Origin of the sequence: Aeromonas rivuli (assembly GCF_000820045.1) — a bacterium.
Lineage (GTDB): Bacteria > Pseudomonadota > Gammaproteobacteria > Enterobacterales > Aeromonadaceae > Aeromonas > Aeromonas rivuli.
Window position 1 is genome coordinate 16170 of the sequence record NZ_CDBJ01000068.1, and the last position, 23586, is coordinate 39755.

The 23586-nt window shown below is 59.8% G+C and carries 19 protein-coding genes; 12 read left to right on the forward strand and 7 right to left on the reverse strand.

Annotation, left to right across the window (positions count from 1 at the left end; translation table 11 throughout):
- The first annotated feature begins 3 nt into the window (after positions 1-3).
- Both lolD and lolE read left to right on the forward strand, forming a co-directional pair.
- The gene (gene lolD / locus BN1130_RS15840; RefSeq protein ID WP_042043120.1) at positions 4-702 is read left to right on the forward strand and encodes a lipoprotein-releasing ABC transporter ATP-binding protein LolD; all 699 of its coding nucleotides are present in this window, start codon (positions 4-6) and stop codon (positions 700-702) included.
- Positions 702-1943 (forward strand): lipoprotein-releasing ABC transporter permease subunit LolE, encoded by a 1242-nt coding sequence (lolE, locus tag BN1130_RS15845; protein ID WP_042043122.1) that lies wholly within the window; start codon positions 702-704, stop codon positions 1941-1943. Before lolD ends, lolE begins: the two co-directional genes overlap by 1 nt.
- Positions 1944-2041: 98 nt before the next feature.
- Here lolE and yfbR read toward each other — a convergent pair whose 3' ends face one another.
- Both yfbR and BN1130_RS15855 read right to left on the reverse strand, forming a co-directional pair.
- A complete protein-coding gene (yfbR, locus tag BN1130_RS15850; protein ID WP_042043124.1) occupies positions 2042-2632 on the reverse strand; it encodes a 5'-deoxynucleotidase in 591 nt (196 codons plus the stop codon).
- A 90-nt stretch (positions 2633-2722) separates the two neighbouring features.
- On the reverse strand, positions 2723-3157 hold the full coding sequence (locus BN1130_RS15855) for a YccF domain-containing protein (protein ID WP_042043125.1): 435 nt from the start codon (positions 3155-3157) through the stop codon (positions 2723-2725).
- A 421-nt stretch (positions 3158-3578) separates the two neighbouring features.
- On the opposite strand from BN1130_RS15855, the gene tig reads away from it, so the two are divergent.
- The 6 genes from tig to ppiD all read left to right on the forward strand — a co-directional run bounded on the left by tig (position 3579) and on the right by ppiD (position 12016).
- Complete coding sequence (gene tig, locus BN1130_RS15860; protein ID WP_042043126.1) at positions 3579-4889, forward strand: trigger factor; 1311 nt, start codon at positions 3579-3581, stop codon at positions 4887-4889.
- 86 nt (positions 4890-4975) lie between these two features.
- A complete protein-coding gene (gene clpP, locus BN1130_RS15865; protein ID WP_042043127.1) occupies positions 4976-5599 on the forward strand; it encodes an ATP-dependent Clp endopeptidase proteolytic subunit ClpP in 624 nt (207 codons plus the stop codon).
- A gap of 70 nt (positions 5600-5669) precedes the next feature.
- Positions 5670-6944: an ATP-dependent protease ATP-binding subunit ClpX gene (clpX, locus tag BN1130_RS15870; protein ID WP_042043128.1), complete on the forward strand. Its 1275-nt coding sequence runs from the start codon at positions 5670-5672 to the stop codon at positions 6942-6944.
- Positions 6945-7085: 141 nt separating this feature from the next.
- Complete coding sequence (gene lon / locus BN1130_RS15875) at positions 7086-9440, forward strand: endopeptidase La (protein WP_042043129.1); 2355 nt, start codon at positions 7086-7088, stop codon at positions 9438-9440.
- Between the two features lie 240 nt (positions 9441-9680).
- Positions 9681-9953 (forward strand): nucleoid-associated protein HU-beta, encoded by a 273-nt coding sequence (gene hupB / locus BN1130_RS15880; RefSeq protein WP_005315375.1) that lies wholly within the window; start codon positions 9681-9683, stop codon positions 9951-9953.
- Between the two features lie 149 nt (positions 9954-10102).
- Entirely contained in the window at positions 10103-12016 is a 1914-nt protein-coding gene (gene ppiD, locus BN1130_RS15885; RefSeq protein ID WP_042043130.1) for a peptidylprolyl isomerase, read from the forward strand.
- A gap of 133 nt (positions 12017-12149) precedes the next feature.
- On the opposite strand, the gene cdd is transcribed toward ppiD, so the two are convergent.
- From cdd to BN1130_RS15900, 3 genes are all read right to left on the reverse strand, one after another.
- Positions 12150-13028, reverse strand: a complete 879-nt coding sequence (gene cdd / locus BN1130_RS15890; RefSeq protein ID WP_042043131.1) for a cytidine deaminase — start codon at positions 13026-13028, stop codon at positions 12150-12152.
- Between the two features lie 272 nt (positions 13029-13300).
- Positions 13301-13987: an LrgB family protein gene (locus tag BN1130_RS15895; RefSeq protein ID WP_042043132.1), complete on the reverse strand. Its 687-nt coding sequence runs from the start codon at positions 13985-13987 to the stop codon at positions 13301-13303.
- Positions 13984-14376 (reverse strand): CidA/LrgA family protein, encoded by a 393-nt coding sequence (locus BN1130_RS15900; protein WP_042043133.1) that lies wholly within the window; start codon positions 14374-14376, stop codon positions 13984-13986. The genes BN1130_RS15895 and BN1130_RS15900 overlap by 4 nt, the downstream gene beginning before the upstream one ends.
- A 181-nt stretch (positions 14377-14557) precedes the next feature.
- Between BN1130_RS15900 and BN1130_RS15905 the strand changes: the two genes are divergently transcribed.
- Positions 14558-16270: a glycoside hydrolase family 36 protein gene (locus BN1130_RS15905; RefSeq protein ID WP_042043134.1), complete on the forward strand. Its 1713-nt coding sequence runs from the start codon at positions 14558-14560 to the stop codon at positions 16268-16270.
- 59 nt (positions 16271-16329) lie between these two features.
- Here the strand turns inward: BN1130_RS15905 and BN1130_RS15910 are convergent, their stop codons facing one another.
- Positions 16330-16836, reverse strand: coding sequence for a hypothetical protein (locus BN1130_RS15910; protein ID WP_042043135.1), 507 nt, complete (start codon positions 16834-16836; stop codon positions 16330-16332).
- Positions 16837-16951: 115 nt separating this feature from the next.
- Positions 16952-18358: an exodeoxyribonuclease I gene (gene sbcB, locus BN1130_RS15915; protein WP_042043136.1), complete on the reverse strand. Its 1407-nt coding sequence runs from the start codon at positions 18356-18358 to the stop codon at positions 16952-16954.
- A 557-nt stretch (positions 18359-18915) separates the two neighbouring features.
- Here sbcB and BN1130_RS15925 point away from each other — a divergent pair.
- The 3 genes from BN1130_RS15925 (at position 18916) to htpG (ending at position 23571) form a co-directional block, all read left to right on the forward strand.
- Complete coding sequence (locus tag BN1130_RS15925; protein WP_042043138.1) at positions 18916-20817, forward strand: putative bifunctional diguanylate cyclase/phosphodiesterase; 1902 nt, start codon at positions 18916-18918, stop codon at positions 20815-20817.
- A gap of 57 nt (positions 20818-20874) precedes the next feature.
- Positions 20875-21477 (forward strand): recombination mediator RecR, encoded by a 603-nt coding sequence (gene recR / locus BN1130_RS15930; RefSeq protein WP_042043139.1) that lies wholly within the window; start codon positions 20875-20877, stop codon positions 21475-21477.
- 168 nt (positions 21478-21645) lie between these two features.
- Positions 21646-23571, forward strand: a complete 1926-nt coding sequence (htpG, locus tag BN1130_RS15935; protein ID WP_042043141.1) for a molecular chaperone HtpG — start codon at positions 21646-21648, stop codon at positions 23569-23571.
- The last annotated feature ends 15 nt before the right edge of the window (positions 23572-23586 follow it).

Genomic DNA, 23586 nt, shown 5'->3' on the forward strand with positions numbered 1-23586 from the left:
GTTATGAATGAGCCCTTGTTGCAAGAACCCCTGCTGCGTTGCCAGGGGCTCAATCACGTCTATCAAGAGGGGGAGCTGGAGACCCAGGTGCTCAAGGGGATCGATCTCTGCGTCGCCCCCGGCGAGATGCTGGCCGTGGTGGGCAGCTCGGGCTCGGGCAAGACCACCTTGCTGCACCTGATGGGCGCCCTTGACAACCCGTCGAGCGGCTCAGTGCAGTTCAAGGGGCAGGATATTCATCACTGGGACAGCCGTACCCAGGCGAAATTCCGCAATCAGGAGCTGGGCTTCGTCTACCAGTTCCACCACCTGCTTGCCGAGTTCACGGCCCTGGAGAACGCCGCCATGCCGCTGCTCATCGCCGGTGAATCCGTTGCCACGGCCAGTGACAAGGCGAGCAAGATGCTGGCCCGGGTGGGGCTCTCCCATCGTCTGCATCACAGACCCTCCGAGCTGTCGGGTGGTGAGCGCCAACGGGTGGCCATCGCCCGTGCCCTGGTCAATGAGCCCAGCCTGGTGTTGGCGGATGAGCCGACCGGCAACCTGGATCACGCCAGTGCCACCGCCGTCTATGAGCTCTTGTGCGAGTTGAACCGCGAACTCGGCACCGCCTTTGTGGTGGTGACCCATGATCTCAGCCTGGCGGCAAAGTTGCACCGCCGGGTGGATCTGGTGAACGGTGTCATGGCGGAGGTCGCCTGATGTTCAAGCCGCTGCCCCTGTTTCTGGGCCTGCGCTACAGTCGCTCCCGCCGTCGTAACGGTTTTATTGCCTTTATCTCCGCCTCGTCGCTCATCGGCATCGCCCTGGGGGTGATGGCGCTCATCCTGGGGCTCTCGGCCATGAACGGCTTCGAGCGTGAGCTCAAAGACCGGGTACTGGCCGTCATTCCCCATGGGGAGCTGGATGCGGTGGAGACACCGCTGCCCGACTGGCCCAGGCTGCGCGATTATCTGCTGGCTCAGCCCGGCATCGAGGCCGCAGCCCCGGTCATTCGCCTCAACGGCCTGCTCGAACATGGCAGCGCCCTCAAGGGGGTGCAGCTGCGCGCCGTGCTGCCCGAGCTCGAAGCCAATCTCTCCGATGCGGGCAACTTCATGACAGGGCGGGGTTTTCGCGAACTCAAGGCCGGTGAGCGTGGGGTCATCCTCGGCAAGACCATCGCGGACAAGCTGGGGGTCGGCATCGGCGATCAGGTGGCCATCTTGCTGCCTCAGGGCGGCGACGCCGCCGGCATCAAGAACCCGAGGCGCGAAGCGTTGCACGTGGTCGGCTTACTCGAACTCGGCGGTCAGCTCGACGGCCTGCTCGGCTTCATGCACCTCAATGATGCCCAGGCCATCTCCGGCATGGGCACGGACGTAGAGGGTTTCAGCCTCAAGGTGGATGATGTGCTCAAGGCGCAGTCCATCACGGTGGCGGCGGCCCAGCGTTTCCCCCATCACGTCTATATCCGCAGCTGGATGAACAGCCAGGGCTATCTCTATCAGGACATCCAGATGGTGCGCACCGTCATGTATGTGGTGATGTTGATGGTGGTGGGGGTGGCCTGCTTCAATATCGTCTCCACCCTGGTGATGGCGGTGAACGAGAAGCGCAGCGAGATTGCCATCCTCAAGACCATGGGGGCGAGCCCCGGCCAGATCCGGCTCACCTTCGTCATCCAGGGCATGGTGAACGGGGTGCTGGGGGCGCTGTTGGGGGCGCTGCTGGGTGGCCTGCTGTCGAGCAAGCTGACCCAGATCCTGAGTGCCATCGAGGGGGTGATCGGCCATCGCTTCCTCAACCCCGATATCTATTTCATCGATTTTCTGCCCACCGAGCTGCATTGGCAGGACATGGCCATCGTCACCGGGGCGGCCATCTTGATGAGCCTGTTGGCGACCCTCTATCCGGCCTGGCGGGCGAGCGCTCTGGTGCCGTCCCGGGAGCTGGGGCACTGATCGAACGATACGTGATGAACCGCGTTGCTCACGAATAGCAATGGCGGAAATGAAGAAGGGCCCGGCAGGGCCCTTCTTCTATTTGCAGCGCAGGCGGGTCAGTGACCGCTGAGTTCATCGAGAGGAAGGGAGAAGCTGGGCACGAACACATCGATAAAGTAGCGCATGGCCGGGCTCATGCGCTGCTCAAGCATCTGTTCCAGGCGTTTTCTGGCGGGCTCAAATTCCCGGTTGCCGGCGTTGATCTCCTCCAGGCACTTGGTATAGGCACAGAGGGTATCGGCATCCTTGACCAGCCGACCGAGCGCGCTGTCCTGGGCGGCGGAATCGAGCAGGGGACGAAAATCCTCGACCAGTTCGGGGGGTAAAAGAGCCAGCAGTCTCTGCTCGGCGGCCAGCTCTATCTTCTTGTATTCCTTGGCTATCTGCGGGTTGAAGTACTTGACTGGCGTGGGCAGGTCCCCGGTCAACACCTCGCTGCTGTCGTGATAGAGCGCCATGACGGCGGCGCTGTTGGCATCGAACTGACCGTCGAACAGGCGGTTATGGATGAGCCCCAGCGCATGGGCCACCATGGCGACCTGCAAGCTGTGCTCGGCGATGTTCTCCGGCTGTATGTTGCGCATCAAGGGCCAGCGATAGATGAGTTTCATGCGGGAGAGATTGGCAAAGAAGTGGCTGGGCAGCATGGATGACCTCGAGCTATGGCAATAAAAAAGGGCAGACCTTAGTCTGCCCTTTTTTTACCCCGCAGGCATCGCCTGCATGGTGATTCTTCATCAGCGAATATAACGACCAGATTCCGCTTCCTGGTTGGTGACCACCATCTGGCCTATGGGGGCCAGGGCAATCAGTGCCAGCTTCAGATGCTGTATGCCAAAGGGAATGCCGATGATGGTCACGAAGCACGCCAGCGCCGAGGCGATGTGGCCGATGGCGAGCCAGATGCCGATCACCAGGAACCAGATGATGTTGCCAATGAGGCCTAGCGTCCCGGTACCTATGTCTCCCTGGCCCATCATGCTCTTGCGGCTCACGGCCTGCTTGCCGAAGGGGAAGAAGGTAAAGGTGCCGATCACGAAGCAGGAGCGGCCCCAAGGAATGCCGATGAGCGAGATAAAGCAGATCAATCCCGCCAGCCACCAGGCCAGTCCCATGATGACACCACCGAGCAAGAACCACAGCAGGTTGAACACAACGCGAAAAAAGCCCATCAGTTTGACTCCAAATCCAGATTGGTTGCCACCATAGCCGCGCGGGGCGGGGGACGCAATATGTGAATAGGCGCCTTGCCATAGTGAACGGTCAATTAGAGTCGCAGCCTGTGGCGCAGCGGGGGTATTTTCGTTCGATTTATCGAAGAAAAAGTGAGCCAGTGCAAATTCTTGCACCCTTTACCCTTGAAGTTGGCCCCAGCTTGCCCCATATCCACCACAGAATTGCACTCATTGCCGTATCAGGGGCAGGGATGTGGGGCTCTGCGGCTCGACGTGACCAAAGTGCGCCGCTATAATGTCGCGTCATATTTTCTCATCACAAAGACAGTCGTTGTCTTTATAAACAGGAAGACTCCGGGTCTCGACCCAGGGGCAATAAAGGGTCAGCACACAGTGCTGAGTTGAACGAGGTAAAAGAATGCAAGTTTCTGTAGAGACAACCCAAGGTCTGGAACGCCGTCTTACCATCACTGTACCGGCTGCCGCTGTTGATGCCGCCGTGCGTAAAGAATTGAATGGCCTGGCCAAGACTCGTCGCATCGACGGTTTCCGTCCTGGCAAGGCTCCGGTAGCCATCATCAAGAAGATGTTCGGTGCCATGGCTCATGCCCGCGTTGCCGATGAGATGATGCAGAACAACTTCATCAAAGCCATCATCGAGAGCAAATTGAGCCCGGCCGGTGCCCCGACCATGGATCCGAAAGAGATCAAGGAAGGCGAAGATTTCGAATTCACCGCCACCTTCGAAGTCTACCCGGAATTCGAAGTTGCCGGTCTGGAAGCCATCAAGGTTGAGAAGCCGGTTGCCTCCGTCAAGGACGCCGACCTGGCCAACATGATCGAGACCCTGCGCAAGCAGCACGCCACCTGGGCTGATGTTGACGCAGCGGCCGCCAGCGGCATGCGTGTCACCATGGACTTCGTCGGTTCCATCGACGGTGAAGAGTTCGACGGTGGCAAGGCTGAAGGCTTCACCCTGGAGCTGGGCGCTGGCCGCATGATCCCGGGCTTCGAAGACGCCATCCTTGGCAAGAAAGCGGGCGACGAGTTCACCATCGAGGTGACTTTCCCGGCTGACTACCACGCTGAAAACCTCAAAGGCAAGGCGGCCAAGTTTGCCTCCAAGCTTAACAAGGTTGAAGAGCAGGTGCTGCCTGAGCTGACTGAAGAGTTCGTCAAGCGTTTCGGTATCGAAAGCGGTTCCGTAGACGACCTGAAAGCTGAAGTGCGTAAAAACATGGAACGCGAACTGACTCAAGCCCTGAAAAACAGCGTGAAAGAGCAAGTGCTGAACGGCCTGGTTGAAGCCAACCAGATCGATCTGCCTAAAGCAGCTGTCGAGCAAGAGATCGATGCCCTGCGTGAGCAGGCACTGAAGCGTTTCGGTGGTTTCCAGGGTGGTCAAGCGCCCGAGCTGCCGGCTGAGCTGTTCCAGGCTCAGGCTGAGCGCCGCGTGCGCGTCGGTCTGCTGCTGGGTGATGTCATCCGCACCAACGAGATCAAGGCTGATGACGCACGCGTTACCGCACTGATCGAGTCCATGGCCACCGCCTACGAAGATCCGAAGGAAGTGATCGAGTACTACCAGAAGAATGAGCAGATGCTGAATGGCGTTCGCAACCTGGCAGTAGAAGATCAAGCCATCGACCTGATCCTCTCCAAGGCGCAAGTGACCGAAAAAGAAGTGGCCTTTGACGACGTGATCAACAAGTCTGGCGCCGCTGCCTAAGAAGATTTGACTTAAGGTCAACACTGTTAAGTATAATGGCTCGTGTGATGTCCACTCGGGCCATTTTATTTTAGGGACAATGCCTTATGTACAAAAACTATAACGACGTGACAGATTCTCCCCGCAATGCCCTGATCCCCATGGTGGTCGAGCAGACTGCCAAGGGCGAGCGTTCGTATGATATCTACTCCCGTCTGCTCAAGGAGCGGGTCATCTTCCTGACCGGTCCGGTTGAAGATCACATGGCCAATCTGGTCGTAGCCCAGCTCTTGTTCCTCGAGTCCGAGAGCCCGGATAAAGACATCTCCATCTATATCAACTCTCCAGGCGGCGCGGTGACGGCAGGCATGTCTATCTATGACACCATGCAGTTCATCAAGCCGGATGTGAGCACCGTCTGTATGGGGCAAGCCTGCTCCATGGGCGCCTTCCTGCTGGCGGGTGGTGCCAAGGGCAAGCGTTTCTGCCTGCCCAATGCCCGGGTGATGATCCATCAACCGCTGGGTGGTTTCCAGGGCCAGGCATCGGACATCCAGATCCATGCCCAGGAGATCCTCAAGATCAAGAATACCCTGAACGAGCGGTTGGCTTTCCACACCGGCCAGGACATGGCGACCATAGAGCGTGATACCGACCGTGACAATTTCATGTCGGCAGAGCAGGCAATGGCCTATGGCCTGGTGGATGGCGTGTTTAACCAGCGCGCCTAAAGCAGGGTACACCGGTCTGTTGTAAACTCAGCAGACTGATCATCCTCTATTGATACAACGAGGTTGCTGAATGACAGAGAAACGCAAGGGTGAAGGTGACAAGCTGCTCTACTGCTCTTTTTGCGGCAAAAGCCAGCATGAAGTGCGCAAGCTGATCGCTGGCCCTTCCGTCTACGTTTGCGATGAGTGCGTCGAGCTGTGCAATGACATCATCCGTGAAGAGATCCGCGAGATCTCTCCCAAGCGTGATGGCGATGCCCTGCCGACCCCTCACGAAATTCGTGCGCACCTGGATGACTATGTCATCGGTCAGGAGTATGCCAAGAAGGTATTGGCGGTCGCCGTCTACAACCACTACAAGCGTCTGCGTAACAGCGGCGATGGCAGTGGTGTCGAGCTCGGCAAGTCCAACATCCTGCTGATTGGCCCGACCGGTAGCGGCAAGACCCTGCTGGCCGAGACGCTCGCCCGTCTGCTGGATGTGCCCTTCACCATGGCCGATGCCACCACACTGACCGAAGCCGGTTATGTGGGGGAGGACGTGGAGAACATCATCCAGAAGCTGCTGCAAAAGTGCGACTATGACGTGGAGAAGGCCCAGCGTGGCATCGTCTACATCGACGAGATCGACAAGATCTCCCGCAAGTCGGACAACCCCTCCATCACCCGCGACGTGTCCGGGGAAGGGGTACAGCAGGCCCTGCTCAAGCTGATCGAAGGCACCGTTGCCTCTGTTCCGCCGCAAGGGGGTCGCAAGCATCCGCAGCAGGAGTTCCTGCAGGTTGATACCTCTAAGATCCTCTTCATCTGTGGCGGCGCCTTTGCCGGCCTGGACAAGGTGATCGAGCAGCGTTCCCATAAGGGTGCGGGTATCGGCTTTGGCGCCGAGGTCAAATCCAAGGATGCCAAGGCTTCCTTGAGCGAGACCTTTGCCAAGGTGGAGCCGGAAGATCTGATCAAGTACGGTCTCATCCCCGAGTTCATCGGCCGTCTGCCGGTGGTGGCGACCCTGACCGAACTGGATGAAGCGGCCCTGATCCAGATCCTCAAAGAGCCGAAGAACGCGCTGACCAAACAGTACGCGGCCCTGTTCGATCTGGAAGGAGTGGAACTGGAGTTTCGTGACGATGCCTTGAACGCCATTGCGCGCAAGGCAATGGAGCGTAAAACCGGTGCCCGGGGTCTGCGGTCTATCGTCGAAGCCGTGTTGCTCGATACCATGTATGACTTGCCGTCCCTGGACGGGATCAGCAAGGTGGTGATCGACGAGACGGTGATCAAGGGGGATTCTGCGCCCCTGATGATCTACGAAAATAACGATACCCAGGCGGCTGCGTCAGAGTAACAGACTGATTTTTAATCAGATGAAAGGGGCATTTAGCCCCTTTCTTGCTTTTTACGGCCAAGGCGATTGAATCTCATCTTTACGCCCCCATATACTCAGCCAAGCGCTTTGCCAACGGTATAACAAGCCGAGAGGACATATATGAACCTAGAGCGTTCAGAACGCATCAAGATTCCCGTCCTGCCTCTTCGTGACGTGGTGGTTTACCCCCACATGGTCATTCCACTCTTCGTGGGGCGGGAAAAATCCATTCGCTGTCTTGAAGCGGCCATGGAGCAAGACAAGAAAGTCCTGCTCATAGCCCAGAAAGATGCGTCAACCGATGAGCCAACCGTCGAGGAGATCTTCTCGGTCGGGACTGTGGCCAACATATTGCAGATGCTCAAGCTGCCGGACGGTACCGTCAAGGTACTGGTCGAAGGCGGCCAGCGTGCGCGTCTCGAACAGATGATCGATGATCAGGACTTCTTCGTGGGGGAGGCCGAATACATCGCTTCCACGCCTATCGAAGAGCAGGATCAGGAAGTGCTGGTGCGCTCCGCCATCGGTCAGTTCGAAGGCTACATCAAGCTCAACAAGAAGATCCCGCCCGAGGTGCTCACCTCGATCTCGGCGATCGACGATGCGGCGCGCCTGGCCGATACCATGGCGGCCCACATGCCGCTCAAGCTGGAAGACAAGCAGAAGGTGCTGGAAATCGCCTCTGTGTCCGAGCGCATCGAGTTTCTGATGGCCATGATGGAGTCGGAGATTGACCTGTTGCAGGTCGAGAAACGCATCCGCTCCCGGGTCAAGAAGCAGATGGAGAAGAGCCAGCGCGAGTACTATCTGAACGAGCAGATGAAGGCCATCCAGAAAGAGCTGGGTGAGCTGGAAGACTCGCCGGATGAGTTCGAGGCGCTCAGTCGCAAGATTGAAGAGGCGGGCATGCCTGCCGATGCCCATGACAAGGCTCAGGCAGAACTTGCCAAGCTGAGAATGATGTCGCCGATGTCGGCCGAAGCCACCGTAGTGCGCAGTTATGTGGACTGGATGGTGCAGGTGCCCTGGCGTACCCGTTCCAAGGTCAAGAAAGACCTTGGCAAGGCGCAAGAGGTGCTGGATGCGGATCATTATGGCCTGGAGAAGGTCAAGGATCGCATCCTCGAATATCTGGCGGTACAGGCGAGAGTCAACAAGCTCAAGGGTCCCATCCTTTGCCTGGTTGGGCCTCCCGGTGTGGGCAAGACCTCGCTCGGTCAATCCATTGCCAGGGCGACCGGCCGCAAATATGTGCGCATGGCGCTGGGCGGCGTGCGAGACGAGGCCGAGATCCGCGGTCACCGTCGCACCTATATCGGCTCCATGCCCGGCAAGCTCATCCAGAAGATGGCGAAAGTCGGCGTGAAGAACCCGCTGTTCCTGCTCGATGAAATCGACAAGATGAGCTCGGACATGCGCGGTGATCCCGCTTCCGCCTTGCTGGAAGTGCTGGATCCCGAGCAGAACAACAGCTTCAACGATCACTATCTGGAAGTGGATTATGACCTGTCGGACGTCATGTTCGTGGCCACCTCCAACTCCATGAACATCCCGGGTCCCTTGCTGGATCGGATGGAAGTGATCCGTCTGTCCGGTTACACCGAGGACGAGAAGCTCAACATTGCCAAGCAGCATCTGGTGGCCAAGCAGATCCAGCGCAATGGCCTGAAACCGGCGGAGATCACCATAGAGGATTCCGCGCTGGTCGGTGTCATTCGCTACTATACCCGCGAAGCCGGGGTACGTAGCCTGGAGCGCGAGATCTCCAAGATCTGCCGCAAGGCGGTCAAACGCATCCTGCTGGACAAGAGCATCAAGCATATTCTGGTCAATCAGGACAACCTCAAGGAGTACCTGGGGGTGCAGCGTTTCGATTACGGCAAGGCCGCCGATCAGAACCAGATTGGTCAGGTATGTGGTCTGGCATGGACCGAAGTGGGGGGCGATCTGCTCACCATCGAAACCACCAATGTGCCAGGCAAGGGCAAGCTCACTTACACAGGTTCCCTGGGTGATGTGATGCAAGAGTCCATCCAGGCCGCCATGACGGTGGTGCGGGCTCGCGCCGAGAAGTTGCGTATCAACGCCGACTTCCACGAGAAGCGCGATATCCATGTGCACGTGCCGGAGGGGGCAACCCCGAAAGATGGTCCGAGCGCCGGTATCGCCATGTGCACGGCGCTGGTTTCCAGCCTGACCGGCAACCCGGTCCGCGCCGACGTGGCCATGACCGGGGAGATCACCCTGCGCGGCGAAGTGTTGCCCATCGGTGGCCTCAAAGAGAAGCTGCTGGCAGCCCATCGCGGTGGCATCAAGCGGGTGCTGATCCCGAAAGATAACGAACGAGACCTGGAAGAGATCCCGGCCAACGTCAAACAAGATCTTGAAATCTATCCGGTTCGCTGGATTGATGAGGTGTTGGAGCTGGCGTTGCAGGACAATCCACAGGGTTTCGAACGCGTTTCTGTCGTATAAAAGTTGATGCGCCGCAAACTTGGCGCACGTGCTCGGGGGTTAAGGCTTGCAAGCGCCGGATAACGGCAGTAGCCTTGACCCCCGATCCGGTACTCATGATCAGTCGCAATGCGTGATGTGGCGCGGGTTTGCGCCATATTGTCACTTGCAACTGGCCAGGAGGCTTGCTATAAAACCTCCACTTGTTGTGGCCAGGGAAATCACTGCCGCAGCGATGTTCGATAAAAGGGGAATATAAGAGTGAATAAATCTCAACTGATTGACAAAATTGCAGACGGCGCTGATATCTCCAAAGCCGCCGCTGGCCGTGCGCTGGATGCTTTCATTGATGCCGTAGGCGAAGCCCTGAAAGAGGGTGACCAGGTTGCTCTGGTTGGTTTCGGTACTTTCGCTGTTCGTGAGCGTGCTGCCCGTTCTGGCCGCAACCCGCAAACTGGTGCGACCATCGAGATCGCTGCAGGCAAAGTGCCTGCTTTCAAGGCCGGTAAGGCTCTGAAAGACGCTGTAAACTGAGTCGGTTGCTGATCCTGTCGGCTCCGTCCTTGGTCGCAGACCAGACAAAGTTAGAGGGCTCTCCCTCATACTGATTGACCAAGGCGCATCGCAATCGGTGCGCCTTTTCATTATTCATGCCCATCGAGTTCGGGAGCATAAGTACACACATGATGTTGGACAAACTACGCGAAGGCGCGCAGGGCACGGTCGCCAAGGTAATCCTGGGCCTGATCATCCTCTCCTTCGCCTTGGCCGGGGTAGGCAGCTACCTCAATGGCCCTGCTCGTACCGCACCCGCTATCGTCAACGGGACTGAAATCAGCCAGCAGGCGCTGGAAAATGCCTATCGTAATGAGCGCGCCCGCATGGAATCCCAGATGGGAGAAGCCTTCAACCAGCTGGCCGCCAACCCTGACTACATGAAACAGTTCCGCCGCAGCGTGCTCGATCGCCTGATCGATCAGGCGCTGGTCGATACCAAGGCCCATGAGCTGGGTTTGCGAGTCAGTGACGAACAGATCAAGCAGGCCATCGTCGCCATGCCGGAATTTGCCAAAGAGGGCAAGTTCGATAACGACCTCTATCTGCAACTCATCCGCCGCGCCAACATGACGCCCGAGATGTTCCGCGACTCCCTGCGCCAGGACATGGTACGCCAGCAACTGGTCGGCGCCCTGTTGGGCACTGAATTCGCCCTCAAGAGTGAAGCCGAGCAGCTCGACAAACTCTATAACCAGACCCGGGATCTGCGTCTGGTGCGCCTGGCCGCCGACAAGTATCTGGGCGAGGTCAAGGTGAGCGATGAAGAGGTGGCACAGTTCTACAAGAGCAACAGCACCCGCTTCATGAGCGATGAGAAGGTCAAGGTCGATTATCTGCTGCTCGATGCCGCCAGCTTGAGTAAAGAGATCAAGGTGACCGAGCAGGAAGCCAAGGATTACTACGATCAGCATCAGGACTTGTTCCAGCGTGCCGAGCGTCGCCATGTGGCTCATATCCTGATCCCCCTTGGCAAGGATGAGAAAGCCGCCGAGCAGAAAGCCGCGGGCTTGCTGACCGAGCTCAAGGGCGGGGCCGATTTTGCAGCCCTGGCCAAGGCCAACTCCTCTGACACCTTCTCCGCCAAACAGGGCGGCGAACTGGATTGGTTCGAGAAGGGCGTCATGGATCCGGCCTTCGAGCAAGCCGCCTTCGCCCTTGGCAAAGAGGGAGATCTCTCCGCCGTGGTCAAGAGCCCGTTTGGCTTCCACATCATCAAGCTGCTGGGCGTGCAAGCCGCACAGACCAAGCCGTTTGACGATGTGATGAACGACACCATCGCTCGTCTGCAGGCAGACAAGTCGAAGGAGCAGTTCTTCAATCTGCAGCAGAAGATGGCCGATACCAGCTTCGAGAACCCGGACTCGCTGGACATGACAGCCGATGCCCTGGGTCTCAAGGTGCAGTCGGTTGACTACTTCAGCCAGGCCGATGCCCCGGCGCCGCTCAATGATGGCAAGGCGCTCAATGCCGCCTTCTCCGAGCAGCTGCGCGAGGAGAACACCAACTCGGACGTGATCGAGCTGGCCGATGGCAAAGCGCTGGTGCTGCATGTGACCGGTCATCAGCCCAAGGCTGCCAAGCCGCTGGCCGAGGTGAAGGATCTGGTCGTTGCTGCCATCACGCACGACAAGGCGAGCGAGATTGCCCGTGGCAAGGCCCAGGGTCTGCTCGAGCAGATCAAGGCCGGGGAAGAGATCAGTGCCAAACTGACGGCGCTGGGGTTGAAGTCTGAAACCCACAAGGGGGTCGCCCGTTTCGCTCAGGATCTGGATCAGAACCTGCTGGCCGATGCCTTCCGTCTGCCCCATCCGATCGACGGCAAGCCGAGTGTGGATCTGGTGACCGAGGCCAATGGTGACCGTGTCATCGTTGCTCTGGACCAGGTCAACGTACCTGCCGAGGCGTCCCAGATGCTGACCATGCTGCAAGGGCAGCTCGGTCAGGGCAAGGCACAGGCGAGCTACAAGTCTCTGGTCGAGGGGCTGCGCAAGTCCGCCAAGATTGAGTACTTCACCGATGTGGAGTCTGCGGTAGAGTAATCATCCGCCTCGGACAACATGACAAGGGCCCGCAACAGCGGGCCCTTTTTTATGCTGACAGATACTGTGGGGCAGAACCAAAAAAGGGAGCCTGATAGCGGATCAGGCTCCCTTTTGACAAGTTGTGACGGGGTTAGACTGCCTGGTATTCCAGCTCGACCTTGCCCAGGGCCTTGAGCACCGATCTGGCCGCATCTTGCTGGCTGATCTGGCCCTTGCTGTTCTCCACCAGGACGGCCCGGCGCACCTCAGAAAGATCGGCGCCATTGAGCACCGCATGGGCGCAGGCCATCTGCATGGGGGGCAGGCTGGGATTGAAGGCGGCGTTCTCGGCATAGCGACCGCAGAAGATGCGTCCGTCATTGAACTCCAGTGCGACGGCGGCGTAGCCCTGGCTGTAGGGAGCATAACTCTGGCGGGCGGCGGTCAGGGCGGCGAGCACCAGGGCATCGTCACTGCAGAGGGACAGATCATGATGCTGGGGGCTCATCAGGGCATCGCTGATCTCGAGATCTGCCGGGCCGAAGGAGTGGGGCAGGAAGGCCTGCAGGGTGCTGATGGCATCGGGCAGAGAAACTTTCATCTCCTTGGCGGTGCTCAGCTCGTTCATGAACTGGCGGCAGTGGCCGCAGGGGGTGTAGTTGACCGTGATCTCGCTGATCCCGGTCTCGCCACCTAACCAGGCATTGGAGATGGCAGACTGTTCGGCGTGGACCGAGTGGAACAGCCCTTGCCCTGCAAACTCCATGTTGGCACCCAGATACCAGCGACCGCTGAGGCCACAGGCGATGGCGCCGACGAAGAAGCGGGAGATGGGAGCCACCGAACAGGCGGCGGCCAGCGGTAACAGGGCCAGGCGCAGCTCGCGCTCGGCCAGCTGGCTGGCTGCTAATAACTGCTGGATCTGCGCCGGGCTGAAGCTGGCGGTAAAGTCATCCCCAAGCATGGGGGTCACGGCGTCTCTCAGAGAGGTCGGCAGCTGGTCGAGTATCTTGGCAAAGCGGGGATGCATCTATCTGTCCTCATGGGCCAATTGGGAGGACATTGTAGGGAGTGGTTGAGGTCATTTGTGTGAACTAACTCACAGCTTGCTCGTGCTGCCAGGGTTACGGGGAAGGGGAAACGTTTGCTTTGCCAGTGGATTGTCGGCGGCCAGGGTTAACGTACCTCTAAGCGCGCTAAGAGTGGGGCAGACAAGTCTGGACAGAATGACGGGGGAGAGCCGCCGCGACTCATTGGGGCTTGTGGAACAGCGATGGCGGCCTGGACAGCCGCCATCGGATTTCAAGGAACCAGCCAGTGATAGAGGGCGAACAGCAGCGGCGCCACGGCGGCAGTCAGTATGCCGCACATCACCATGGCGAGGGAGGCGAAGGCACCCTGGCTAATGCCCTGCTCGGCGGATGCGGCGGTGCCAATGGCATGGGCGCAGGCCCCCATGGCGAGTCCCTGAGCCTCGGGATCCGTGACGCGCAGCAGTTTGAGCAGGGGATAGCCGATGAGGGCACCTATGATGCCGACCACCACCACCACGGCGGCGGCGATGGCCGGTATGCCCCCCAAGGATTGGCTGACGCTCATGGCCAGGGGGGTGGTGATCGATTTGGTGGCCAGCGACGCCAGCAGGGCCGGCTCTGCCCCCATGCAGTAACCGATCCCTAAGGTGGTACACACCGAGATCAAGACCGAGGCCAGGGTGCAGATCAGAATGGGCTTGAGCCTGGCCTGGATCTGGCGTGCCTGTTGATAGAGCGGCAGGGCAAGGGCCACCACGGCGGGCTCGAGCAGGGCCGTGATGGGGCGGGTGCCCTGCTGATAGTCGCTGAAGGGGAGGTCGAATCCGAGGATGATCCCCATGATCACCAGGGTCGGGATCAGCACAGGGTTGATGATGGGCCAGGGCAGACGGCGATAGAGGACCCGGGTCAGAAAGTAGAGTGCGAGGGTCAGGGGCAGGGCCAGCCAGATCATGAGTCCACCCCCTGTTTGATTTTTTGATTCATCTGTCGATTCATGTGCTGATAGAGGCGTCCCACCACGGCCAGGATCAGCACGATGCCAACCACGACGCACAGCAAGATAAGTTCGATGGACTGACTCAGTGGCGCTAGCCAGGCGACCAGGCCGACGGCCACGGGCACGAACAGGACGCCCATGTGACGCAGCAGCAGGCCGGCCCCCTGCTCGACCCAGCCTAGCTTGACGATTTGCAGGGAGAGCAGCACAAAGAGGATCAGCAGCCCCAGTATGCTGCCGGGGAAGGCGAAGGGCAGCAGGGCCGCCAGGGCTTTGCCTGTCAGCAGGCAGGCGATGATGACCATGAAGTCGCGAAGGTAGATCAAGGCGCGTTGGGCTAGCACTTGAGCCTCATTGGATAGCTGTGAGCGAGGTCGCAGTTTAGCAGAGTGCAGGGGCCGCAGGACAGGGCCAACTGACTCACTTATGGTACAAGCAGGGTTGGGCTCTCACGCCGCGCATGTTGAACGACCATTCGCGCAGCACCATGAGTGCCACTCCCTGCACTTATCCAAGGAAACCGCCATGTCATCATCACTCCTCGCCCGGTTACGGGCGCTGCCCGCGGATCTGGCCCAATCCGACAGCATGCTGCAGACCCGGCAGTGGGAGGGGCCCCTGTGTCGGGTACGGCTGGACAACCTGGGGCCTGAGCCTGCGGCAGTCGATGAGTGGCTGTTGTTTGATGGCTCGCTCGGCATCTCGCTGGATGCGGCCATCTATGGTGAGGGGTTCCAGATGCTGGCCCAGACGATGGGTCGCTGGCAGTCGCCCGAGCCGGTGGGGCGCTGCCCGGATGCCGATGTCTATCGCATCACCCAGGATGACGGCTTTCACACCATTCACAATCTCTTGCTGGTTGCCCATCCCGAGGGGTGGCTGCTGCTGGCCTTTACCAGCTGCATGCAATTTGGTGGCGAATTTCGCCTCTACCCCGACGGTCGCCTGCAGATCTTGATGCGGACCGAGGGGCGGGCGTTGGGGCCCGGCCAGCATTGGCAGAGTGAGGGGCTGCTCTGCCTGACGGGGCCGGATCGCGAACGGCTGCTGGCGGAGCTGGCCGACAGGATCTGCACCGAGCATGGCACCCTGGTTTCGCCGATGCAGGCGCGGCCAACGGGTTGGTGCTCCTGGTATCACTACTACAGCGAGGTGGGTGCCGAGGACATCCGCGAGAACCTGGCGGTGCGGGGCGCGCGCTTCCCTGCGTTGAAATACGTGCAGATCGACGACGGCTATCAGGCCCGGATGGGAGACTGGCTGATACCTTCTGCCAAGTTCGAACAAGGGGTTGCCACCTTGGCGGCAGAGATCCGCGCCAGCGGCTGTGAGCCGGCGCTCTGGGTCGCCCCTTTTATCGCCGAGCCAGGCTCCCGGGTGTTTCAAGAGCACCCTGAGTGGTTCGTGCAAGGAGAAGATGGGCGACCGCTCCCTGCCGAGCGGGTGACCTATGGCGGCTGGCGTTGTCCCCCCTGGTATGTACTCGATGGGACTCACCCCGAGGTACAGGCTCATCTCCAGCACCTCTTTCGCACCCTGCGCGAGCAGTGGGGGATCCAGTACTTCAAGCTGGATGCCAACTTCTGGGGGGCCATTCATGGCGGCCGTTTCTTTGATCAGGCCGCGACCCGCATCCAGGCCTATCGCCGTGGCATGACGGCCATACTGGCGGGTGCCGGGGAGGGAGCCTTCCTGCTTGGCTGTAATGCGCCGCTGTGGCCGAGCCTGGGGCTGGTGCATGGCATGCGGGTGGGCGATGACGTGGAGCGCAGTGGTCACCGTTTTCGCCAGATAGCCAGGGAGAGCTTCTGCCGTGGCTGGCAAAATGACAGGTTGTGGGCACTGGATCCCGACTGCGTCTGTCTGCGGGATCTGCCGAGCCAGCAGGCAAAGCCCCATGACTATGAATTCCACCTGGCGGCCCTGGTGGCCAGCGGTGGCCTGGTGTTGGCTGGCGACCGGTTACAGGATCTTGACCAGCAACAAGCGGCAGCCCTGCAAAAACTGTTGGCGCTGAGCGCGATGCGCGCCCCCGGCGCTTGCTTCGACACCATGGCATTTCGCCGCGGCTGGGTCGCCTTGCCCGGGGGAGGCAGATTGCTCTGTCTGTTCAACTGGCGCGATAAACCAGAGAGGGTGACTGTGCCGGCAGGGGGCGTGGATTTCTGGCAAGCGAGCGGGGTGGATGAGTGGCTTATTCTGGAGGCCGGTCAGGGGAGAGTGATCCGCTACGCCTGAACCCGCGCCAGGATGACATCAGGCTCCCGTGGGAGCCTGATTGTTGAGCGGTATTCGACTCAGTAGCGCCACTCGATGCCGAGGGCGTAGTTGGCTTGACCGTAACCTGGGATCTGATTGGTGGAGGCGAGGGCCTTGACGGTGAGCATGGGGCTGAGCGGGACACCCAGACCCATGCCAACGGCCATCTGATCGTTCGGGTTGCCTATCATATCTGCCCGCAGCATGCGATAGAGAGACATGTCCTGGCTCATGTGCACATAACTTTGAGAGGCGAGGTTATAGAGCTGGCCAAACACTTCCAGCTGAAAACCGGCCTGGGGGGTGATGGCCAGGGGCACCCCGACAAACTTGTAGAGATCCGAATAGTTGAAGTAACTGTTGGTGATGGAGGGCGTGAAGTTGGTCTGCTGGTAGAGGGAGCTGAAACTCTGCTGTATCAACTGATAGCTCTGGCGTGGCAACTGCAACAGGTACTCTGGCACCTCGAAGCGAGGGGCAGCGAAGACGGTGGGCGTCAGCAGTGTCAGGCCAAACAGGCTGGCAGTAAGCAGGTTAGCGCGCATCTTGTTATGGGGTATCCCTCTGGCTGGATCTGGTTGCCCTGTCATCAAGGCCTGTTGCCATTATGGCGTGAGCAGGGCTGGGCGACAGGGCTTTAACTGTGAAACTAGTCACAAGTTACAGATTTTCAAGGTAATGGTAGAGGGACTTCAGGATGATAAAGTTCCGTTCGTTACCCTGATTCTGCTCCGCCAGCGCCTCTAGCCTGGGCAGATAGTCCGGCAGTTGGGATTCAAAATAGTCGCTACAATGCTGGCGCCAGCGTTTGAGTTCAGGCTCGCTCAGGGTCTGTGGCCAGTTACGGGCACGATAGCGGAACAGCAGCTCGGGCAGGCGCTTGTCGCTGAAGGCAAACTCCCGTTCCCCAAGCAGCTCCGGGGCCGTGGCGCGCACCATGTCCATGGCCGCTTTGTCACCCTGGCCGAAGAAACCGGCGTAGAGCTGGGTGTCGGGGTCGAGGTCGCGGCTCCCCTCAAACTCCTGATTGAAGACCTCGACCAGCTTCTCGCGCACTTGTGGGTGAGCACGCAGCAGGTCAAGGCTCTTGCGGCACTGTTCCCTGTCAATCCCCAGTGCGTCGGCCCGCTCCGGGGTCAGGGTGGCCGCGGGGGCCAGCACAGGGCACTTGTTGATGTGCACCAGCTTGACCGGAATGCCTGCCAACTCTCCCAGCTCATCCTTGCGGGTATAGAGCCGTTCGCGGATCTCCTCGCTGCTGAGTGTGATGAGGGGGGTGGGATCCCGGGTCAAATCGACCATGATGACGGCGTTCTGGTTATGGGGATGCCACGCCAGGGGGGATACCCAGCTCACGCAGCCCTGCCAGGGGGAAAACATGCCAGAGACGTGCACCAGGGGTTTCATGGTGACCAGATCGAGGAGCGCCTTCACCTTGTTCTTGTTGCGCAGGGCAAACAGGTAATCGAACAGCTTGGGCTGCGCCTCCTTCACCTTCTTGGTCATGGCGATGGTGGCCAGCACATCCGAAAGGGCATCGTGAGCATTGGCATGGCTGATGCCATTGGCTTCGGTCAGCTTCTCCAGGCGAAAACTCGGTTTGCCCTCCTCATCGAAGGCCCACTCAATCCCTTCTGGCCGCAGCGCATAGCAGGCGCGCAGCATGTCGAGGATGTCCCAGCGAGAATTGCCGTTTTGCCAGGCATAGGCGTAAGGGTCATAGAAGTTGCGATACAGGGTGTAGCGCGTCACCTCGTCATCGAAACGGATGCTGTTGTAGCCGAGAATGCAGGTGTCCGGCTTGGCGAACTCTGCATGAATTTGGGCGATGAAGTCCGCCTCGCACAGGCCATCTTTCATCGCCTTTTGCGGCGTGATCCCCGTGATGAGGCAGGCTTCCGGGCTTGGCAGGTAATCGGCTGGCGGCTTGCAGTAGATGACCAGGGGATCGCCAATCAGATTGAAATCCGCATCGGTGCGCACTCCGGCAAATTGCGCCGGTCGATCCCGGGCCGGGCTTATCCCGAATGTCTCGTAATCGTGGAAGTAAAATGTTGGCTGTGTCATGGGTCTCTACTGGTGCTGCGCGGTGAAACATGGCCCCTGAGGCCTTGGGCCGCCAATGCTGGCACAGATGGGGAACCCACTGCAACGCTGGCGGGGCAAGGGGAGGGCGTCTGCTGCATTATTGGTCGCCGTTCTCTCTCATTCGAGACGCTGATTGCCATTCGACTATGGTTTACTATAAGTTGAAATATCAAATCGATAGGGTGTGTTCAGGCTCGGAGGAAACCGCATGATGAGCAGAGTCGCACGCTGGGGCCCACTAGGCATGCTGTTGGCGGGACACGGCCGCAGGCAAGGAGCGAGCCAGGAGCACCTGGATCAGGAGAGGGACATCATGCTCAGTGACGAGAGCGGCCGCGCGCGCGCGGTGCAGTGTTTGGCCAGGGCCTTGGCAAGACTGCCTCAGATGAACACGGGGGGCGGGCCCCTCGCGACGCGGGGCAAGGAGGACGATGGGCACCTCTTGCTCAAGGCCCGCATCGCTTGCCCAGTGCCTGGCAAGCACCCCTGCCATCGTCAGAGAGGGCGGCAAATGACTCAGCGCGAGACCCAATAGCATGGTGCGCGGCAAGTTTGCCTCCCTGGCCCTGATCCTGGTGGCCTTTCTCGGGGTCACTATCTGGTCGGCCTGGAGCAATGATCGCGCCTTCACCCTGCTGGTGCGCTACACCCAGCTCTCTGCCTGGTCGTTGGCCCAGCTGGAGTTTGAAATGCAGAGCTTCCAGGAGGGGGTCACCCTCTACCAGAGCGGCAATCTGGATGAGCGCGAGCTGAACAAGCGTTACGATCTGGCCTGGAATCGGCTGGAGATTTTTCTCAATGGGGACGAATCGAGTACCATCCGCCAGCACTTTGACGCACAAAGCAAGGTGGGACGCATCTTCACGCTGATCAAGGCCCATGAGCAGGATGTGCTGGATCCCCATCCGGGGTCTGCGGGCCTTGATAAGCTGGCATTGGGACTCAAGGAGATGATGCCGGACATTCGCGGCCTCATGGTGGAGAACTTCACCGGCCCGAGCGCCATTCGTCAGCGAGTCTCATTATTGCAATCCAAGCAGAGCAATTTCTGGTTGCTGAGCGGCCTGTTGCTGGTGGGCCTGGTGATGCTCTACATGCTTTTCCGGGAAACCCGCCGCCATCAATTCCTGGCCTGGAACGATCCTCTTACTCGATTGCCCAATCGCGCCGCCTTTATCCGGGAGCTGGAGCAGGCGGCGCGGCGCGATGTCAATCAGGAGCGCCCGCTGACGCTCTGCCTGCTCGAACTCAATCACTTCAAGGAGGTCAATGACAGCCTGGGTTATGCGGCGGGGGATGCCCTGCTGATGACGGTGGCCCGGGCCATCGAGGAGTTCGTCGCAGGCAGGGCCTTCGTGGCGCGCATTGGCGGTGATGAGTTTGCCCTGTCGTACTTCGGTGAACAGGAGCCGGATTACCCGGATCGCCTGCTGGCTCACCTGCAGCAACTGGTGTTTCAGGCCGATCCGGCCCACAGAGTCAAGGTGAGCATGGGGATCAGCCAGGGCCTGACTGCCAGCCACCAGGTTGAAGAGATCATGCTGTTTGCCGACATTGCGCTGGACAATGCCCGCCAGCAAGGGGTCCGCAGCCAGCTGTTCAATCAGGCCATGCTGAGCCGTTATGAGCGCAGCCGTCAACTCGCGGCCGAGTTACGTGATCATCTGGATGGAGAGGGGAGTGATCAACTCAGTCTCTACTATCAACCCATCATCAAGCGGGAGGGGCGTCACCTGCTCGGCGCCGAGGCCCTGCTTCGCTGGCAACATCCTCAATACGGCTTCATCAGCCCGCCGGATATCATCAGCCTGGCCGAAGACAATGGCCTGGGAGAGCGCCTCGGCGACTGGATCTTCAATCAGGTCAGCCAGGACTTGGCACCCCTGCCGCCCAGCAAGATGATGAAGCTGGAGATCTCCATCAACCTTTCCAGCTCCATGTTCAATGAGGAGTTGCCCTCGCGGGTGGCGCGCATGCTGCTGACGAGTCCACTGTGTGCCGATCAGTTGATTTTGGAGTTGACCGAAACCATAGCCCTGGACGATCTCGAGCTCAGCCAGCGTATTCTGACCGCTTTGCAGCAGCTGACGGTGCGCATTGCCCTCGATGATTTTGGCACCGGCTGGTCCTCCTTTGCCTACCTCAAAGAGCTCAACTTCAACAAGATCAAGATAGACAAGTCCTTCATATGCGATATCGACAGCCACGCCCGCCAACAGCTGTTCGTCAGCAGCATCACGGATCTGGCCCACAAGCTGGCGGTGCCCGTGGTGGCCGAAGGGGTGGAGACGGCGGCTGAGCTGGCGGTGGTCTACGATCTCGGCGTCGATGAGATCCAGGGGTTCTTCTACGCCAAGCCGATGCCCGCTGCCGATTTTCGTGCCTTCTGCCAACGCTACCTTGCCCATCAACCGCACGCTGTCTCACTCATGGGCTGACGCCCGTCCCCGCCTCGGGTATAGTCCTGCGCCAGGAAACGCCTTGAGGAGTGCGAGATGAAATTCAGTCCCCTGCTGGACGACATGATGAAGGCCTTGCAGGTTCTGCCCGGGGTCGGCCCCAAGTCTGCTCAGCGCATGGCTTTTACCTTGCTCGAACGCGAGCGCAGCGGTGGCCTGCGTCTGGCCCAGTTGTTGACCCGCGCCCTGACCGAGATTGGTCATTGCAGCCAGTGCCGCACCTTTACCGAGCAGGAGCGCTGCGAGATTTGTCAGAGCCCCAAACGGGCCGAGAGTGGTCTGCTGTGCGTGGTGGAGAGTCCGGCGGACGTGGCCGCCATCGAACACACCGGCCAGTTCTCCGGTCGCTACTTTGTCTTGATGGGGCATCTCTCCCCCCTCGATGGCATAGGACCCGAAGAGCTGGGGCTGGAGATCCTGGAGCGCCGCCTGAAGGATGAGTCCATCAGCGAGCTGATCCTCGCCACCAACCCCACCATAGAGGGGGATGCCACCGCCTGGTACATCGCCGACATGGCGCGCAGCGCCGGGGTCGAGGTGAGCCGCATCGCCCACGGCGTGCCGGTGGGCGGCGAGCTCGAATTGGTGGATGGCACCACGCTTTCCCACTCCCTGATGGGGCGCCAGCGTCTGAAGTAGCGCTTCGGCGTGACCCGGGTCTTGGCGCTCACCCGCGCCGACACCCGACAATGTGACCGCCACGACCAGGGGCGAGTGAGCAAGATTGCACACTCGCCCCTTGATATTTGCAAGGCCAGCCCCATCTAGGTTGGGTAACCGTTCAACCGATGTTTTGAGGACTGGTCGATGACCCAAAGTGTTCATGCCGAAACCCACGGCTTTCAAACCGAAGTCAAACAACTGCTGAGCCTGATGGCTCACAGCCTCTACTCCAACAAAGAAGTGTTCCTGCGCGAGCTTATCTCCAACGCCTCCGATGCGGCGGACAAGCTGCGCTTCAAGGCGCTTTCCGATGCCTCTTTGTTCGAAAACGACGGCCAGCTGCGCGTGCGCCTGGTGGTGGACAAAGAGAACAAGACCCTGACCATCTCGGATAACGGCATCGGCATGACCCGTGACCAGGTGATTGAACACCTGGGCACCATTGCCAAGTCCGGCACCGCCGACTTCTTCAAGCACCTCTCCGGCGATCAGGGCAAAGACTCCCAGCTGATCGGCCAGTTCGGGGTGGGCTTCTACTCCGCCTTCATCGTCGCCGACAAGGTGACCGTGATCTCCCGCGCCGCCGGCACCGAGCCGAGCCAGGGCGTGCAGTGGGAATCGGAAGGTGAAGGCTCCTTCACCGTCGCCGACGTGACCAAAGCCGGTCGCGGTACCGACGTCATCTTGCACCTGCGCGCCGAGGAAGAGGAGTTCCTCGACGACTGGCGCCTGCGCGCCGTGGTCGCCAAGTATTCCGACCATATCAGCGTGCCGGTGGAGATGTACAAGGAGGGCACCCCGGACAGCGAAGAGGATGGCGAGACCATCGTCGGCTCCGATGCGGGTACTACTGGCGAGTGGGAGCAGGTCAACCGCGCCACCGCACTCTGGACTCGCAATCCGAAAGAGATCAAGGACGAGGAGTATCAGGAGTTCTACAAGCACGTCGCCCATGACTTCGAAGATCCGCTGCTGTGGGGTCACAACCGGGTGGAAGGCAGCCAGGAGTACACCAGCCTGCTCTACATCCCGGCCCGCGCCCCCTTCGATCTTTACAACCGCGAGCAGAAGCATGGCCTGAAGCTCTACGTGCAGCGCGTCTTCATCATGGATGACGCCGAGCAGTTTATGCCGACCTACCTGCGCTTCGTCAAAGGGGTGCTGGATTCCAACGATCTGCCGCTCAACGTCAGCCGTGAAATTTTGCAGGACAACAAGGTCACTGCCTCCTTGCGCAAGGCTTGCTCCAAGCGCGTCCTGACCATGCTGAACAAATTGGCCAAGGACGATAGCGAGAAGTACGCCAAGTTCTGGAGCGAGTTCGGCAACGTGCTCAAAGAGGGGCCTGCCGAGGATTATGCCAACCGGGAAGAGATCGCCAAGCTGCTGCGCTTTGCCAGCACGGCGGGCGAGGGTGAAGCCCAGACCGTCTCCCTGGAAGAGTATGTTGGCCGCATGAAGGAAGGCCAGCAGAAGATTTACTACATCACCGCCGACAGCTTCGCCGCTGCCAAGAACAGCCCGCACCTCGAGATCTTCCGCAAGAAGGGTGTCGAAGTGCTGCTGATGTGGGAGCGGGTCGACGAGTGGCTGATGAGCCACCTCGACGAGTTCGATGGCAAACAGCTGGTCTCCGTCACCCGTGGCGAGCTGGACTTGGGGGATCTGGAAGATGAGGCATCCAAGCAGGCGCAAGAGGAGGCCGAAAAGGCCAACGCCGGTCTGGTTGAGCGCGTCAAGAGCAGCCTCGGCGAGGCGGTGAAAGAGGTACGGGTCACTCACCGGCTGACCGACTCACCCTCTTGCATCGTCACCGATGACAGCGGCATGAGCACCCAGATGATCAAGCTGATGCGCGCCGCCGGCCAGCCAGTACCGGAGCAGAAGTACATCCTGGAGCTCAACCCCGACCATGCGCTGGTGAAGAAGTTGGGCGCCATCACCGACGACAACCTGTTCGGCGAGTGGGTCAGCCTGCTGCACGAACAGGCCCAGCTGGCGGAGCAGGGCGGCCTCAATGATCCGGCCAGCTTCGTCTCCCGTATCAACCGGCTGTTGCTTCAGTCCTGATGAGTTGGCCCACTC